Origin of the sequence: Rhodococcus sp. IEGM 1406 (assembly GCF_030056745.1) — a bacterium.
In the GTDB taxonomy this organism is placed as follows: Bacteria; Actinomycetota; Actinomycetes; order Mycobacteriales; family Mycobacteriaceae; genus Rhodococcus_F; species Rhodococcus_F erythropolis.
Window position 1 is genome coordinate 205,417 of record NZ_JASHKO010000004.1, and the last position, 16,962, is coordinate 222,378.

Here is a 16,962-nt window from a genome sequence, read left to right on the forward strand (position 1 = left end):
GTACCGAGGCGAGCGGCATGAGCAGCGGTGAAGCCAGCATCCTCACAGCAGCAAAAGCCTTGTTCGCGGAACGAGGTTACGCATCGACGACCATCAAGGACATCGCGGTCGCGGCCGGTTACTCCCCTGCCCTGGTCATGAAGATCTACGGCAGCAAAGCTCGGTTGTATTCGGCTGCGATCCCGTCCGCACCTCCGATGGACGAGGATCCGAATGCCGACGCCACCGGAAACATCGGCTGTCAACTGGTCGAGAAACTTGTCGCTCGTAGAGAATCCGACGAAACCGATCCGTGGGCAATGCTCGCAGTACACGTTCACGAGGCGCCAGATCCGGACGCCGCCCGGGCAGAGATCAAGGAACGATACGTTCACGGGATCGCGCGACGCATCGGCGACACCGAGCCCGGTTTGGTTCGCAGTCAGGTCGTCGTCTCACTGTTGCTCGGACTTGCCACCGGCATGCGGACGCTCGAACTCCTCGGTGAGGATTCGTTGTCGTCGAAGGACCTGATCCGGCGCTACGGAAGTCTGATTCAAACAGTCGTCGACGAAATCGAACCGGTATCCGAGCACGAATCGGACATCAGTGGCACGGTGGAGGAATGACTACCTACCGATACCTCGACGCCGATCGAAATCTCCTCGAAGAGAAAGATTTCGAAACCGAGCAGGACGCACAGGAATACCGACTCTCGGTCCTCGGTGCCGAACACATCGAGCCCGCGGGCGAATGATCCTGTCGATTCCCCGATCGGTCAGGGAGACTTCGCGGCAGTGGTGAGTTCAGCGATCAAGGCTTGAACGCGACGCTCGATTTCGTCACGGATCGGGCGAACCGCTTCGAGGCCCTGTCCGGCCGGATCGTCGAGAACCCAGTCTCGGTAGCTCTTGCCGGGGAAGATCGGGCACGTGTCGCCGCAGCCCATCGTGATCACGACATCCGAATCCTGGACGGCGTCAACGGTGAGGATCTTCGGAGACCGAGCTGAGATATCGATACCGCGCTCTGCCATCGCCTCGACCGCTGCCGAATTGACGGTCTCGGCGGGTGCGGATCCGGCGGAACGGACCTCGATGGCGTCGCCTGCGAGATGGCTCAGGAATCCCGCGGCCATCTGAGATCGGCCGGCATTGTGGACGCAGACGAACAACACCGATGGTTTGCTCATGACCTCGCTCTTTCTCGACTGGATGAAACCTCTTCGACTGCAAAGCGTTTGCGTAGAGCAAGGGAGACATAGACCAGCCCGACGAGCACCGGTACCTCGATCAGCGGGCCGACAACACCGGCAAGAGCTTGCCCCGAGGTGGCGCCGTAGGTGGCGATGGCTACGGCGATCGCGAGTTCGAAGTTGTTGCCCGCGGCGGTGAACGCCAGGGTCGTCGTGCGTTCATAGCCCAATCCGATTGCGGCGCCGAGGATGTAGCCTCCGCCCCACATGAGCGCGAAGTACGCCAGCAGCGGCAACGCGATCCGGACGACATCCCAAGGCTGGGAGGTGATCTGTTCGCCCTGCATCGAGAAGAGCACGACGATGGTGAACAGCAGACCGTAGAGCGCCCAGGGGCTGATCTTGGGGATGAACTTGGTGTCGTACCAGTCGCGGCCTTTGGCGCGTTCGCCGAAGAAGCGGGACAGAAAACCTGCCAGCAGCGGGATACCGAGGAAGATCAGGACCGATTTCGCGATCTGCCAGGGCGAGGTGTCGATGGTGGTCTGTTCGAGGCCGAGCCACCCGGGCAGGACCGAGAGGTAGAACCAACCGAGCACGGCGAACATGATCACCTGGAACACCGAATTGATGGCGACCAGCACCGCGGCGGCTTCGCGGTCTCCGCAGGCCAGGTCGTTCCAGATGATCACCATCGCGATACAGCGAGCAAGACCGACGATGATCAAACCGGTTCGATATTCCGGCAGGTCAGGCAGAAACAGCCAGGCGAGGGCGAACATCAGCGCCGGGCCGAGAACCCAGTTCAGGAACAGGGAGCCGGCGAGGAGTTTCTTGTCCCCGGTGACTGTGTCGAGGCGGTCGTAGCGGACCTTCGCCAGGACCGGGTACATCATGATCAGCAGGCCGAGGGCGATCGGTAACGAGATGCCGTCGATCTGCACCTTGTCCAGGGCAGTGTTCACACCCGGGATCCAGCGTCCAACCAGCAGGCCGACGACCATGGCCACGCCGATCCAGACCGCCAGATAGCGGTCGAGGGTGGAGAGTTTTCCGACGACTGCGGGGTGTCCGGTGGTGGCAGCGGTGTTGCTCATGCGGTGACCTCTGCGCACGCGTCCGCGACACTCACGCTCGTACCTTCAACCAGTAGAACGGCGGAAAGCTGTTGCAGCGCAGCCGGAATAACCCAGTAGTACACCCACGTCCCGCGACGTTCACAGTCGAGCAACCCGGCCTGACGCAACACCTTTAGGTGATGCGAGATAGTCGGCTGAGACAGATCGAACGAGTCGGAGATGTCGCAGACGCAGGCTTCACCACCCTCGTGACTTGCCACCAAGCTGAGCAAGCGGAGGCGAACCGGATCGCCGAGGGCTTTGAACATCCGCGACAGGTCGCCGGCCCAATCCTCGGTCAGCGGTTCACGGACGAGCGGGGTGCAGCAAGCCTCGGACTCCGGTGGCTCTTGATTCGACATTCTTCGATATTGACAGATATCGAATCAACGCGCAATCGAGTGCCCGGTCGGCCGGATCCCGGACTCACCCCTCGGCGGTCACCGCACGTCGTTCGAGCAGAACGGTGTCACGCCACACACCGTCGAGCTGGGCAATCTTCTCGCGGAGACCGATAGTTCTGAACCCGGCCGAATGATGCAGCGAGATGGAGGCGCGATTCTCGGGGAATATCGACGTCTGCAGTGTCCAGAGGTCGTCGACATCAGCGGCCATGACTTGCTTGCGCAACAACGCCTTTCCGACACCCCGACCACGCATTCCGCCCGCGACGTACACGGAGTTTTCCGCCACCCCGCGGTAGCAGTCACGCTCGGAAACTGGACTCAACGCAGCCCAACCGACAACAACACCCTCGATAGTCGCGACCCACCGATGCTTCGACAGCCACCGTTCGTGGAGATGCTCACGCGAGGGGACCTCAGTAGCAAAGGTGGCATTTCGGGTGTCGATACCCTCGCCGTAAATACGGCGAACCGCATCCCAGTCGTCGTCGATCATGGCCCGGACAGAGACATCGTCGGGCAGATCACTCGGACAGCAAGGACGCGGAGCAAGGACTCCCATCACCACGTCCGCCGCCTGCGGCAAGGCAACGCAACACGTCGGATTCACCGCGACGACCGTGCTCGTCCCCTCCTTACGCATGGTCAGAAAACCCACATCGGCGAGCTTGCGCAGGTGGTGCGACACCGTCGGTTGTCCGATCCCCAACGCTTCGGCGAGCGCTCCGACGGTAATACCACCGACCGCGCTCGCCACCCGGTGAAGCAATCGGACGCGCATCGGCTCGGCAAGGCAGGCGAACCACTGCGCGTAGGTATCGGCATCGCCCTGCGCGAGGACGGAAGAACCAATCTGATCCGGGTCCGAATCACCGACGCGCACCGTCGGAGTCTGCAGCGATGTCATCTAACCACTATATCGACAGCTGTCGATGGTTGCCTACATTGATGATTGTCGATACAGTTCCGCATAGATCGATACTCGTCGATGAAAGGTGCGAAATGAATCCCCTACCCGTTGTCGTGATCGGGGCCGGCCCGATCGGCCTGGCAGCCGCAGCAGATCTGCGCGAGCGCGGACTGACACCCCTTGTGTTCGAGCGCGGAAGCACAGCCGGTGCTGCGATCTCCGAGTGGAATCACGTGCGACTGTTCTCCCGGTGGTCCGAACTCGTCTCCCCCGCCGCGCAGCGACTCCTCGAGCAGAATGGATGGCGCTCTCCCGCCGCTGAGACGTACCCGACCGGCCGGCAATGGCGCGACCTCTACCTCGGGCCACTCGCCTCAGCACTCGGCGACGCCATCCAGTTCGACACCGAAGTGATCGGCGTAGCCCGACGCGGACGTGACCTGGTCGTCGACGCCGGCCGCGATACCGAACCCCTCTCGATTCATCTGCGCCGCCGTGACGGAACCGAGGACCGCGTGTTCGCCCAGGCGGTTGTCGACGCATCCGGCACCTGGGGTACTCCCAACCCGCTCGGCGGTGAAGGTCTTCCCGCCCTCGGCGAGGGCGCTGTGGGCACTGCGATCAGGTACCGGGTTCCTGATCTCGACGATCCCGCTGTGCGTGCACAGTTTGCCGGAAAACACACGGTCATCGCGGGGAGCGGCCACTCTGCGCTGACGGCGATCGTTGCGCTGTCGGGGTTGGCGGAGCAGGCTCCGAGCACCCGCATCATCTGGGCGGTCCGCCGAGGAAACATCGGCTCAGCGTTCGGTGGCGGCGAAGCTGACGAACTGCCCGCGCGCGGCGCCCTGGGACTGCGCGCAAAGAAGGCCGTCGAGGACGGACTACTGAGAGTGGTCACCGGCTTCCGCACCGCAGAGGTGACAACAACCCCTTCGGGACAACTCGTACTTGCCTCCGATGCCGGTGATCGCATCGAGAACGTGGACAACGTCATAACGCTGACCGGATTCCGCCCCGATCTTTCCTGGCTTTCGGAAATTCGACTCGGCCTCGACCCGGTCTTACAAGCACCGGTCGAGTTGGCTCCACTGATCGACCCGAACGTCCACTCGTGCGGCACGGTGTACCCGCATGGCGCGAAGGAGCTTCGCCATCCGGAGCCAGGCGTGTACTTGGCAGGAATGAAAAGCTACGGCCGGGCACCCACCTTCCTGGCGATGACCGGCTACGAGCAGGTTCGCAGCATCGCCGCCGAACTCGCCGGCGATCACGACGCCGCAGCCCGCGTCGAGCTGATCCTTCCGGAGACCGGAGTCTGCGGCGGTGCAGGTGTTTTCGACGAAGCTGACGCAGACGCAGCTGACACCGGGGAAACCGAAGCCGGATGCTGCGGCGCACCCACTCCGGAACTGATCACGCTATCGGCGCCGTCTGGCAACACCTGCGGATAGAAACAGTCCATGACGACGGATCCACCCCGCCGGGCTGCCACATCCGACCGAACAAGGCATGCTGATCGTGTGCATACTTTCGAGGTCTGGGCGCCAACGCCGGAATCGGTCCGGGTCGAAGTCGATGGCATCACGCACGACATGGAGCGGACCGACGACGGGTGGTGGCGAGGCGAGGTCGACTGCGACAACCAGGCTCGCTACGGCTTTGTCGTCGACGGTCAAATACTCCCGGATCCGCGGTCACCACGCCAGCCCGAAGGCGTGCACCTTCTCTCCCAACTGCACCAGCTCGACGAGGCGTCCTGGACCGACTCTCAGTGGACCGGACGGCAACTCCCGGGATCGTCGGTCTACGAACTGCACATCGGAACGTTCACCCCCGAAGGAACTTTCGACGCCGCGATCGAGCGTCTCGATCACCTCGTGGACCTCGGCGTCGGGTTCGTCGAGATCATGCCGGTCAACGGTTTCAACGGAACTCACAACTGGGGCTACGACGGTGTGCTCTGGTACACGGTCCACGAGATCTACGGTGGCCCGGACGGGTTACAGCGCTTGGTGAATGCAGCCCACGAACGTGGACTCGGCGTGATCCTGGACGTGGTCTACAACCACCTGGGCCCGTCGGGCAACTACCTCGAAAAGTTCGGCCCCTACATTGCCGATGGAGCGAACACCTGGGGCCGAACGATCAACATCGGAGGCCCGCAGTCGGGCGAGGTTCGCGAATACATCATCGGGAATGCCCTGCGATGGATGCGTGATTTCCACATCGACGGTCTACGCCTCGACGCCGTCCACGCGTTGGTCGATCACACCGGAACGCACATCCTCGAGGAACTCGCCGTCCGAACGGAAACACTGTCGGCCCATCTGGGCCGACCGCTCACGTTGATTGCCGAAAGTGATCTCAACGACGCCACTCTGATCACGCCACGAGCGGCCGGCGGGTTCGGCTTGGACGCGCAGTGGGACGACGACATCCACCACACCATTCACACAGCCGTCTCCGGCGAACGCCAGGGTTATTACGCCGACTTCGGATCCTTGGAATCCCTTGCAAGTACATTGCGGCGCGGGTTCTTCCACGCCGGAACGTATTCCTCATTCCGTGGGCGGGTTCACGGCCGGCCGATCGACATCACGCATCAGCCCGCCAGCGCTCTGCTCGCATACACGTGCACCCACGATCAGATCGGCAACCGAGCGATCGGCGACCGCCCGAGCGCCTATCTGACGCCAGGACAATTGGCAATCAAGGCAGCACTGGTCCTGCTCTCGCCGTACACGCCGATGCTGTTCATGGGCGAAGAATGGGGAGCCACCACTCCGTTCCAGTTCTTCACCTCGCATCCGGAACGGGAACTCGGCGAGGCCACCGCCAAGGGCCGTAAGGCGGAGTTCGCGGCACACGGCTGGAACAGCGACGACATTCCGGATCCGCAAGATCCACAGACATTTCTGCGATCCAAACTGGACTGGGACGAGCGAACCGACGAGACATGTGCTCGCGTCCTGGCGTGCTATCGCGATCTACTTGCCCTGCGCAAGAAGCGAATCGAGATCACCGACCCCTGGCTGGGGCACCTGCACGTCGACTACGACGAGGACGACCAGTGGATCACCCTGCGCCGCGGCGCATTACAGATCGTGTGCAATCTGGGAACGGACGCGGCCTCGGTCCCAGCCGGCGGAACCCCCATCCTCTGGTGGGATCCGCCGACACAGGACGAGACCGCGTCCGCAACAGTCGTGCCTGGGCACTCGTTCGTCGTACTCGAAAGCTGACTACCCGGATTCTGCAGGAGCTAGCGCTTCGCGTTCTACCGTTACACGCGTTACCGCTTCGCGTTCTCTGGTGTACTCCGCAGCATCCGCAATACCAATGCGGCACTGACGAACAGAACCAAAGCGGTTGCACCGGCGGCAACGTGCATACCGTCGACAAACGCCGCCTTCGCGGAATCGGCAAGCACCGAACCGAGTTCACCAGGTAGGTACGTCGCCTCCTGCAGCGCACCGCCGAGGGTGCCCTGCGCAGCGTGCGCCTGATCTGCTTCGAGCATGGACGTGTCGATTCCCTTGCGGAAGATCGCCATCACCACGCTGCCCAGGATCGCCACACCGAGCGCGATACCGAGTTCGTACGCAGTCTCCGACACCGCGGACGCAGCGCCGGCACGCTCGGGTTCCACCGAACTGACCACAAGATCCGACGTCAGGGTCAGTGCGACACCGACACCTGCACCGGCCAGACCGAAGCCGATCACGAACATCAACGGGCCGCTGTCCACCCCGAGGGCGAGCAGCATCGCAGCACCGATACCGGCAACCGCGAGGCCTGCACTGAGCACGTGAGACACCGACCACCGGCGAATCAACCAGGCCGCCGCAACCGCGGTGAATGCGCTGAGCAACATACCCGGGAGCATCAGCAGGCCGGCGTCGAGCGCCGAGTTACCCAGCACCAACTGCAGGTACTGCGAGCCGAAGAACAGGACACCGGCCAGCGCGAAGATCGAGAGCAGGTTGGTGATGACGGCGGTGGAAAACGACGCATTGGCAAACAGTTTCAGATCCAACATCGGATCCTTCAGCATCCGCTGACGACGCACGAACACGTAGCCGGCGGCGAGACCCACAAGGCCGATCACCAGCAACGTGATGCTGACGCCGTGCACCACGGATTCCTTGACCGCGTACACCAACGGCAACATGGTCGCCATCGACAGACCAGCGCTGATGAGGTCGAATCGACCCGGGTTGGGGTCTTTCGACTCCGGGATCAGGATCGGGCCGAGTACTACCAGCGCGATCATGACCGGGATGTTGATCAAGAAGACCGAACCCCACCAGAAGTGCTCGAGCAACCAACCACCGACCAAAGGGCCTGCCGCTGTACCTCCACCGGCCATCGCGCCCCAGACACCGATTGCCTCGGTGCGCTGACGCGGGTTGACGAAGATCGTGCGGATCAGACCGAGGGTGGCCGGCATCAGCGTTGCACCGGAAATACCCTGCAGCACGCGGGCGGCAATGAGCATCTCGGGACTGACAGCAAGAGCGGCGATGATCGAGGCGAGACCGAAGCCGACTGCGCCGATCAGGAGCAGTTTTCGCCTACCGATCCGGTCACCGAGCGTACCCATGGTGATGAGCAGACCGGCGAGCACGAACGAATAGACGTCGATGATCCACAGCAACTGCGTGCTGCTCGGCTCGAGGTCGGCGCTGATGAACGGAAGCGCAAGATCGAGCACCGTGCCGTCGACTGCGATGAGCAACACAGCAAAGGCAAGGACTATCAAGCCCGCCCAGTCACGCTTTGTCGCCCGAACCTCGTCGGGATTGATTGCAGACGTCTGATCTGCCGACACTGACATTGCTCCCCTGCGACTTTCTCTGAGTTCTTTCGAAAAGATTTCACTGAACCGTCCAGCCGGTACAGTAGGTCTACGGTAACAGTGAACCGTCCAAGCGGTAAAGTTATTTCCGGGTAGGGTCACATCACATGGCTGCCGACACTCGCGATCGAATTCTCGACGCACTGGAGAAGCTGCTGCTGGTCAGCGGCGTTGCCCAAGTCACGCTCGAAGGCGTTGCCGCCGAAGCCGGGGTTTCCAAGGGCGGACTTCTCTATCACTTCCCCAGCAAGGAAGCACTCCTCGCGGCGATGGTCCGCAGACTCGGAGAACGCTCGGATCAACAACTCGAAGACGCCGTAGCTGGCGGTACGACGGTCACCGAGTTCTATCTGCAGATCCCCGATGCGAACGAAAGCGAAGAACTCTCACTCTTCCGGTCGATCATCGCGGCACTGAGAACAGTCGACGGACAACACGACGAGATCCAGAAAGCCGTTACCCACGTGATGCGCAGCTGGGACAAAGGCCTTCAGACCGAGATCGCCGATCCCATACAAGCCGAGATCATCCGACTCGTCGGCGACGGTCTGTACTTGGCGGCCATGCTCGGGCTCCCCCAGCCAGATCCCGAATTGCATCGACAGGTGGTCGAGCGACTGCGGCCCTGACCGGGCGCGTCCCTTACGTCAGATAGCGGTACGCCGGGCTTCCCGGCTCGAGCCTCTCGGACTGCATCGGCGCGCGCTCCATTCGCTCGAGCAAGGCCGCCAAACCGTCGGCGGAACCGAGTTCGATACCCACCAACGCGGCACCCGTCTCGCGATTGTTTCGCTTGACGTACTCGAACAGCGCGATGTCGTCGTCCGGCCCGAGCACGTCCGAGAGGAAGCGACGGAGCGCTCCCGGTTCCTGCGGAAAGTCCACCAGGAAGTAGTGCTTGAGCCCGAGGTGAACGAGCGAGCGCTCGAGGATTTCGCCGTAACGGGAGACGTCGTTGTTGCCACCAGAAATCAGGCACACGACGGTCGAACCCGGCTCGAACGTCAAATTCTGAAGTGCCGCAACGGAAAGCGCTCCCGCGGGTTCGGCGATGATGCCCTCGCTCTGATACAGCTCGAGCATCGCCGTGCAGATAGCGCCCTCGTCGATCTGATTGACGACAAACGATCCCGAACCGGACCGTGTCTGAAGTTGACGAGCCACGAGCGGCAACGACGCGTGCGACACCACGGCGGCACCCAGACGTGAGACGACCTCGTAGGGAACATCGCCGATCCTCTTGACCGCTGCCCCGTCAACAAATGGATCGACGTCGGGAAGAGTCACCGGGCCCCCGGCAACGAGAGCGGCCGTCATGGACGCCGCGCCGGACGGCTCGATCCCGACGATCGACGTCTTGGGCGATCGCTCGTGCAGATAGGTGGCTATGCCCGCGATGCAACCGCCGCCGCCGACCGGCACGACGATCGTGTCGAGAGGTGCGTCCAGTTGCGTGAGAATCTCCGCTGCGATGGTTCCTTGCCCCGCAGCGGTGCGCACGTCGTCGAACGGGGGAACCATGGTTGCGCCGGTTTCGGCTACGTCCTCCGCGGCCGCAGCAGCGGCGGCGTCATAGGTCTCACCGATCATGAACAGTTCGACAAACGCTCCACCGTGGGCGCGGATGCGATCACGCTTCTGCTTGGGGGTATTTGCCGGAACGTAGATCCGACCCTTGATCTGCATCGTTCGGCACGCGAAGGCAACACCCTGCGCATGGTTACCGGCACTGGCAGTCACCACGCCGGCCGCGCGCTCGGCCTCGTTGAGCTGAGCGATCAGGTTGTACGCGCCACGAATCTTGTACGAACGAACGCCCTGGAGGTCCTCGCGCTTGAGGTACACGTGCGCGCCGGTCAACGCCGAAAGACGGTCGCTGTACTGCAGGGGTGTCGCCGCAATGACGTGCTGAATTCGCTCGATGGCCGCGTCGATCTCCTGCGCGTCGAGCGCGGGGACGGTGGACTTCGTTACTACGACATCGGGCGAGTTAGACACTCCGCCATTTTCGCACGTCGGGGATCAACCTTCCCACCACCCCGCCCCACATGGTCTGCGAGGCAGGGCGGCGGGTAGGTCAGCCGCGAGGATCCAACTGTGAGGGACGTGGCACGTTCCGCAGGTTCGACTTGGCCATCTGCACAGCCTCGCCGACGCCGCCGTTCATCACCATCTTCGACATCGCCAAAGCGAAGCCCTTCATCTGACCACCGGTGATGGTGGGCGGCAACGACAATGCCAGCGGATCGGTCACCAGATCAACCAAGGCCGGACCGTCGTGATCGAGCGCGGCGCGTAGGCCCGCTTCGATGTCCGCGGGATTCTCGATTCGGCGCGAGAAGATACCGAGCGCAGCAGCAACCGCCGCGTAGTCGACCGCGGGCACGTCGACCCCGAAATCCGGAAGGCCGTCGACCAGCATCTCGAGCTTGACCATTCCGAGCGTCGAGTTGTTGAACACCACGATCTTGACCGGCAACTTGTACATCGCGACGGTGACCAACTCACCGAGCAGCATCGACAATCCACCGTCGCCCGACACCGAGATGACCTGACGCCCCGGACTCGACCATGCCGCACCCATCGCATGTGGGAGCGCATTGGACATGGATCCGTGCAGCGCCGAGGAGATGAAGCGTCTCGATCCGTTCGGATTGAGATAGCGCGCCGTCCACACGTTGCACATCCCGGTGTCGGCGGTGAAGATTGCGTCGTCGGCCGCCAGATCGTCGAGGATCGAGGCCGCATACTCGGGATGAATGGGTGTGCGCTGCTTGACCGGATCCGTGTACGCACCAACCACTTTGGTCATCAGAGTGTTGTGCTTTGCGAGCGTATCCTCCAGGAACCCGCGGTCGGTCTTTCGATCGAGCTGCGGAATCAGTGCGCTCAAGGTGCTCGCGACGTCACCGTGCACCGCCAGGTCCAGGCTGGTTCGACGCCCCAACCGCTCGGCCGCGATGTCGATCTGAGCGGTACGAACGTCATCGGGCAAGAACTGGTCGTAAGGAAAGTCCGTACCGATCAGGAGCAGGAGATCGGCGCCGTGGATACCGTCGTGCGCCGCACCGTAACCGAGCAATCCCGTCATCCCGACGTCGTACGGGTTGTCGTACTGGATCCATTCCTTGCCGCGCAGCGAATGCCCGATGGGAGCCCCGACGGTTTCGGCCAGCGCCAACACCTCGGCGCGTGCGTCTCGCACGCCTGCGCCGGCGAAGATCGCAACCTTACGCGAGCCGTTGATCACATCTGCCAACGCCTTGACGTCACCGGCATCCGGAACGACTGTCGGCCTTCGGGTTTCGACGAGCGTCGGCGGGGTGCCTTCTGCCGGACAATCGGCGATGTCCCCGGGAAGCACGATCACCGAGACGCCGTTTCGAGCCACCGAATGCTGAATCGCCGACTGCACCACGCGAGGTGATTGGACTGCCGTGCTGACGAGTTCGGTGTAACTCGAACATTCGATGAAGATCCGCTCGGGATGCGTTTCCTGAAAGTAGCCCATTCCGATCTGGGCGCTGGGGATGTGTGACGCGATCGCGAGGACCGGGGCGCCCGAACGATGAGCGTCGTACAGGCCGTTGATCAGGTGAAGGTTTCCGGGACCGCAGGATCCGGCACACACCGCGAGTTTTCCGGTGATCTGGGCATCCGCTGCGGCCGCAAACGCAGCTGCTTCCTCATGACGGACGTGTATCCAGTCGATTCCGCCCTTTTCGGAACCACCGGTGCGACGTACCGCATCGACGATGGGATTGAGACTGTCACCGACAATTCCGTAGATCCGACTGACACCCGCCTCAACGAGCTGCTGAACCAATTGATCTGCAACGGTTTTCGGACTCATCAGACCTCCATGACACACTCACGGGAGTCGGGATCGCCGACCCCCGCGAGTGACGATTTGCTTGTGGTTTATGCAGTGCTTCTTGTGGACTGCCGTTTCGTGAGGACTGCAGTGCGTTACTTGGGTTCGAGCACGAACACCGGGATCTCACGATCGGTCTTCGTCTGATAATCGGCGTAGTCGGGGTACGCAGCGACAGCGCGCTCCCACCAGATCGCCTTCTCGTCTCCGGTGACTTCACGAGCAACCAGGTCGAAGACCTGCGTCGCGTCACGCAGCGTGACGTGCGGATCGGCCTTGACGTTGTAGTACCAAACCGGATTCTTCGGAGCGCCACCGAGCGAAGCCACAACGGCATACGAGCCGTCGTGCTCGACGCGCATCAGCGGCGTCTTCCTGACCTTGCCGGACTTTGCCCCGACGGTCGTGAGAACGACGACGGGCATGCCGTTCATGTCGTTTCCCTCGGTGCCACCGGAGTTCTCGATGCGTGCGACCTGATCGGCGGCCCACGACGCTGGACTGGGTTCGTACTCACCTGTGATTGGCATGTGTACCAGTGAACACCCACTCGAGCACCTTGGCCACCGAACCACACCGACCAGGTCCGTCGTCGGCACACTCCCCTGGTTGATCGATTAAGTGAGCTGCCGATCAATAAAGTTCGCTTGCCCGAACTCTCATCTCTGGTTACTCTGAAACCACAGCTTCGAACAGCCGTATCGCTAACCAGGCCGCAGCGAGAACAGACTGCACCGAGAAAGGGACGAGATGACTACCGCAGATATCTCCACTCGCGAATCACGCCCCGCGTCCGACCATTTCGTCGATCTGGCCGGGACTCGGTGGCCGCTGTACAAGATCGAAGCTCTCGCGGTCGGTTTTGTGCTGTTCGTGGTCGCCGGAGCTGTCACCCAGTCGATGCAGGTAGCCGTACTGACTGCCGCAACAGCAGCCGTGGTCACCTGGTGGGCGCGTCGCGTGTACTACTCACGCACCACCTGATCACCCCACTCCCCGATCTCCCGCGAACCACGAAGGGACCTTGCTGCTGATGCAGCAAGGTCCCTTCGTTCGGTTCAGATCCGCTCGATCGGCGGTCAGACCGTCAGACAGCTCGGCCCGAGCAATGCCTTCAGGTCGCCCATCAGCGCCGAGGACGGTTCGACCCGAAGGACGTCGTCGACCTTCCACAAGCTGATCTCGGTTCCGCCGATCAGCCGGACATGGACGTCGGACGTTCCGGGGTGCCTCGTCAGCACCTGCTTGAGAGCACTGAGCTTGTCCTTGGTGCATTGCCGAAGGGGCAGTGAGACCGACAGGGGGCGTGCGACCCCGATCGCCGAAATATCAGGCACCGCAAGGTCGTTGCCGATCAGCGACATCCGATCGTCTCGGATCGAGACGCGAGCCTTGACCAACACGATGGCATCCTCGGCGATGTCCATTCCGTACACCGCGTACGCCTGTGGGAAGAACAGCACCTCGATTCCACCCACGAGATCTTCGAGCTGCACGATGCACCAGGTCAGACCGTTCTTGTTGACCCGGCGGTCCACCGAGGCGATGATGCCGCCGAGAGTTACCTGGGCACCGTCCTGAACGCCGCCTTCGAGTATCGCGGCGATGGACGTGTCGGACTGCTGGCGAAGAATGTGCTCGACGCCGTTGAGCGGGTGACCGGAAACGTATAGCCCCAGCATCTCTCGTTCGAGCGCCAGGCGATGCTTGGAGTCCCACTCTTCGTCAGGAATCTTGACGTCGAACACCGAGGTGATCGACTCGTCCGCCTCGGCACCGCCGAAGAGGTCGAACTGTCCGATCGCCTCTGCCTTCTTGGTGCTCATCACGGAATCGATGGCGTCGGCATGAACCAACATCAGGCCCTTGCGCGGGTGACCCAACGAGTCGAAGGCACCGGCCTTGATGAGAGATTCGGTGACCTTCTTGTTGCATGCCATCGCGTCGATCTTGCCGAGATAGTCGGAGAAATCGGTGAACTTCGATTTCTCGGTGCGCGCCTTGATGATCGAGGCAACGACGTTGGCGCCGACGTTGCGCACCGACCCCATACCGAAACGGATGTCGTCGCCGACCGTCGCGAAGTCGACGCGTGACTCGTTGACGTCCGGTGGGAGAACTGTGATGCCCAACTTGCGGCAGTCTGCGAGGTAGATCGCGGACTTGTCCTTGTCGTCACCGACGGAGGTCAGCAGACCTGCCATGTACTCGGCCGGGTAGTTCGCCTTGAGGTACGCAGTCCAGTACGACACGAGTCCGTAGCCGGCGGAGTGCGACTTGTTGAACGCGTACCCGGCGAAGGGAAGGACCGTGTCCCACAGCGCCTTGATGGCGGCTTCGCTGAAGTTGTTGTCCAACATGCCCTGCCGGAAGCCGGCGTAGGCCTTTTCCAGCTCGGACAGCTTCTTCTTACCCATGGCGCGACGCAGCAAGTCGGCCTGACCCAGGGTGTAACCGGCCACCTTCTGCGCCAGTTGCATGATCTGCTCCTGGTAGATGATCAGGCCGTACGTCTCCGAGAGGATCTCCGCGAGCGGCTCCTCCAACTCGGGGTGAATCGGCTTGACGTCTTCCAAGGCGTTCTTGCGCTTGGCGTACGAGATGTGGGCGTCCACACCCATCGGTCCCGGTCGATATAGCGCCAGTGCGGCGACGATGTCGCCGAATCCGGTGGGCTGCATCAGTTTCAGCAACTCGCGCATACCGCCGCCGTCGAGCTGGAACACACCGAGAGTGTCGCCGCGGGCGAGCAGTTCGTATGTTGCCGCATCGTCCATCGGCAAAGTGTCGAGGTCGAGGTCGATGCCGCGGTTGGCTTTGATGTTCTCGAGCGTGTCGCCGATAACCGTGAGGTTTCGCAGACCGAGGAAGTCCATCTTGAGCAGGCCGATAGCTTCACACGATGGGTAGTCCCAACCGGTGATGATGGCGCCGTCCTGGGCGCGCTTCCACACCGGGATAGCGTCGGTGAGCGGTTCGGACGACATGATGACCGCGCAGGCGTGCACACCGGCGTTACGGATCAGCCCTTCCAGACCCACCGCGGTCTTGTAGATCTTCGCGACGTCCGGGCTGGAGTCGATGAGCGCTCGAACCTCGACTGCCTCCTTGTACCGCTCGTGCTTCGGATCGGTGATACCGGAAACCGAGATGTCCTTGGCCATGATGGGCGGCGGGAGCGCCTTGGTGATCTGATCGGCGATGGCAAAGCCCGGCTTGCCGAACTGGACACGAGCCGAGTCCTTGATGGCAGCCTTGGTCTTGATGGTGCCGAAGGTGATGACCTGGGCGACCTTGTCGTTGCCCCACTTGTCCGTCGCGTAGCGAACCATCTCACCGCGACGGCGATCATCGAAGTCGATATCGATATCGGGCATGGACACACGCTCGGGGTTGAGGAATCGCTCGAACAGCAACCCGTACGGGATGGGGTCGATGTTGGTGATACCCATCGCGTAGGCCACCAACGAACCGGCAGCCGATCCACGGCCGGGCCCGACGCGGATTCCGACGTCCTTGGCGTGGTTGATCAGGTCGCCGACCACCAGGAAGTAGGCCGGGAAGCCCATTTCGTTGATGACGCCGATCTCGTAGTCGGCGCGGGCGAGGTACTCCTGCGGAGGTCCGCTCGGGAAGCGGCGATCGAGTCCGCGCATCACCTCGGCGCGCAGGAAGGTCTGCTGCGTGTGACCCTCCGGGACCGGGAAGATCGGCATGCGGTCGTGGAACGCCCACACGTCCTCGTACGACTGCACACGCTCGCCGATGGCCACGGTGTTGTCGCACGCCCCCGGTACTTCGTTGTCCCAGATGGCGCGCATCTCGGCAGCGGACTTGAGGTAGTAGCCGTCGCCGTCGAACTTGAAGCGCGTGGGGTCGGACAGCGTCTTGCCGGTCTGGATACAGAGCAGCGCCTCGTGGTTCTCGGCGGCGTCCTTGGTGACGTAGTGGCAGTCGTTGGTGGCAAGCGGCGGGATACCGAGTTGCTTGCCGATGTCGAGCAGACCCTCGCGCACCCGGCGCTCGATCGAGAGACCGTGATCCATCAGTTCGAGGAAGAAGTTGTCCGGTCCCCAGATCTCCTGCCACTTCGCGGCAGCTTCGAGAGCCTCGCGATCGTGGCCGAGACGAAGGCGCGTCTGGATCTCACCGGACGGGCAGCCCGTGGTGGCGATGATGCCCTCGGCGTGCGCCGCGATGAGTTCCTCGTCCATGCGAGGCCACTTGCCGAGCTGTCCCTCGATTGACGCGAGAGAAGACAGCTTGAAGAGGTTTCGGAGCCCCGTGGCGTTCTCGGCCACCATCGTCATGTGCGTGTACGCACCGCTACCGGAGACGTCGTCGGACTTCTGGCTGCGATCTCCCCAGAGAACTCGTTTGGTGTTGAAGCGAGACTCGGGTGCGATGTACGCCTCGATGCCGATGATCGGCTTGATGCCGGCACTCTTGGCCTCGTTGTAGAACTGGCTGGCGCCGTACATGTTTCCGTGGTCGGTCATGCCGACAGCGGTCATTTCGAGACGAGCGGCCTCCTCGAACATGGCGCCGACCTTGGCCGCACCGTCGAGCATCGAGTACTCGGTGTGATTGTGAAGATGTACGAACGAGTCAGCCACGTGCG

The 16,962-nt window shown here is 62.4% G+C and carries 15 protein-coding genes; 6 read left to right on the top strand and 9 right to left on the bottom strand.

What is annotated here, in order from left to right; genetic code table 11:
- Window positions 1-17: 17 nt before the first annotated feature.
- A complete protein-coding gene (locus tag QM596_RS19765; protein WP_019748842.1) occupies window positions 18-608 on the top strand; it encodes a TetR/AcrR family transcriptional regulator in 591 nt (196 codons plus the stop codon).
- The gene (locus QM596_RS19770; protein WP_007733137.1) at window positions 605-736 is read left to right on the top strand and encodes a hypothetical protein; all 132 of its coding nucleotides are present in this window, start codon (window positions 605-607) and stop codon (window positions 734-736) included. Before QM596_RS19765 ends, QM596_RS19770 begins: the two co-directional genes overlap by 4 nt.
- 21 nt (window positions 737-757) lie before the next feature.
- Here QM596_RS19770 and QM596_RS19775 read toward each other — a convergent pair whose 3' ends face one another.
- From QM596_RS19775 to QM596_RS19790, 4 genes are all read right to left on the bottom strand, one after another.
- The gene (locus tag QM596_RS19775; protein ID WP_019748843.1) at window positions 758-1,171 is read right to left on the bottom strand and encodes an arsenate reductase ArsC; all 414 of its coding nucleotides are present in this window, start codon (window positions 1,169-1,171) and stop codon (window positions 758-760) included.
- Window positions 1,168-2,271, bottom strand: a complete 1,104-nt coding sequence (gene arsB / locus QM596_RS19780; protein ID WP_283309736.1) for an ACR3 family arsenite efflux transporter — start codon at window positions 2,269-2,271, stop codon at window positions 1,168-1,170. The genes QM596_RS19775 and arsB overlap by 4 nt, the downstream gene beginning before the upstream one ends.
- Window positions 2,268-2,654, bottom strand: coding sequence for an ArsR/SmtB family transcription factor (locus tag QM596_RS19785; protein ID WP_021334076.1), 387 nt, complete (start codon window positions 2,652-2,654; stop codon window positions 2,268-2,270). The genes arsB and QM596_RS19785 overlap by 4 nt, the downstream gene beginning before the upstream one ends.
- A 64-nt stretch (window positions 2,655-2,718) precedes the next feature.
- The gene (locus tag QM596_RS19790; protein WP_029255542.1) at window positions 2,719-3,603 is read right to left on the bottom strand and encodes a helix-turn-helix domain-containing GNAT family N-acetyltransferase; all 885 of its coding nucleotides are present in this window, start codon (window positions 3,601-3,603) and stop codon (window positions 2,719-2,721) included.
- A 95-nt stretch (window positions 3,604-3,698) separates the two neighbouring features.
- On the opposite strand from QM596_RS19790, the gene QM596_RS19795 reads away from it, so the two are divergent.
- Together QM596_RS19795 and treZ are read left to right on the top strand one after the other, a co-directional pair.
- Window positions 3,699-5,060, top strand: a complete 1,362-nt coding sequence (locus tag QM596_RS19795) for an NAD(P)-binding domain-containing protein (RefSeq protein WP_092763448.1) — start codon at window positions 3,699-3,701, stop codon at window positions 5,058-5,060.
- A 69-nt stretch (window positions 5,061-5,129) separates the two neighbouring features.
- Complete coding sequence (treZ, locus tag QM596_RS19800; protein WP_019748848.1) at window positions 5,130-6,851, top strand: malto-oligosyltrehalose trehalohydrolase; 1,722 nt, start codon at window positions 5,130-5,132, stop codon at window positions 6,849-6,851.
- Window positions 6,852-6,901: 50 nt separating this feature from the next.
- Here the strand turns inward: treZ and QM596_RS19805 are convergent, their stop codons facing one another.
- The gene (locus QM596_RS19805; protein WP_019748849.1) at window positions 6,902-8,446 is read right to left on the bottom strand and encodes an MFS transporter; all 1,545 of its coding nucleotides are present in this window, start codon (window positions 8,444-8,446) and stop codon (window positions 6,902-6,904) included.
- Between the two features lie 128 nt (window positions 8,447-8,574).
- Between QM596_RS19805 and QM596_RS19810 the strand changes: the two genes are divergently transcribed.
- Complete coding sequence (locus QM596_RS19810) at window positions 8,575-9,096, top strand: TetR/AcrR family transcriptional regulator (protein WP_019748850.1); 522 nt, start codon at window positions 8,575-8,577, stop codon at window positions 9,094-9,096.
- Between the two features lie 13 nt (window positions 9,097-9,109).
- Here QM596_RS19810 and ilvA read toward each other — a convergent pair whose 3' ends face one another.
- From ilvA to QM596_RS19825, 3 genes are all read right to left on the bottom strand, one after another.
- Window positions 9,110-10,465 carry a threonine ammonia-lyase IlvA gene (ilvA, locus tag QM596_RS19815; protein ID WP_019748851.1) on the bottom strand — a complete coding sequence of 452 codons (1,356 nt, stop codon included), beginning with the start codon at window positions 10,463-10,465 and terminating at the stop codon, window positions 9,110-9,112.
- A gap of 79 nt (window positions 10,466-10,544) precedes the next feature.
- Complete coding sequence (locus QM596_RS19820) at window positions 10,545-12,320, bottom strand: pyruvate dehydrogenase (protein ID WP_047890071.1); 1,776 nt, start codon at window positions 12,318-12,320, stop codon at window positions 10,545-10,547.
- Window positions 12,321-12,436: 116 nt separating this feature from the next.
- Window positions 12,437-12,871 (bottom strand): nitroreductase family deazaflavin-dependent oxidoreductase, encoded by a 435-nt coding sequence (locus QM596_RS19825; protein WP_019748853.1) that lies wholly within the window; start codon window positions 12,869-12,871, stop codon window positions 12,437-12,439.
- 220 nt (window positions 12,872-13,091) lie between these two features.
- Between QM596_RS19825 and QM596_RS19830 the strand changes: the two genes are divergently transcribed.
- The gene (locus QM596_RS19830; RefSeq protein ID WP_047890072.1) at window positions 13,092-13,325 is read left to right on the top strand and encodes a hypothetical protein; all 234 of its coding nucleotides are present in this window, start codon (window positions 13,092-13,094) and stop codon (window positions 13,323-13,325) included.
- A gap of 95 nt (window positions 13,326-13,420) precedes the next feature.
- Here QM596_RS19830 and dnaE read toward each other — a convergent pair whose 3' ends face one another.
- A complete protein-coding gene (dnaE, locus tag QM596_RS19835) occupies window positions 13,421-16,957 on the bottom strand; it encodes a DNA polymerase III subunit alpha (RefSeq protein ID WP_003941755.1) in 3,537 nt (1,178 codons plus the stop codon).
- Between the last annotated feature and the right edge of the window lie 5 nt (window positions 16,958-16,962).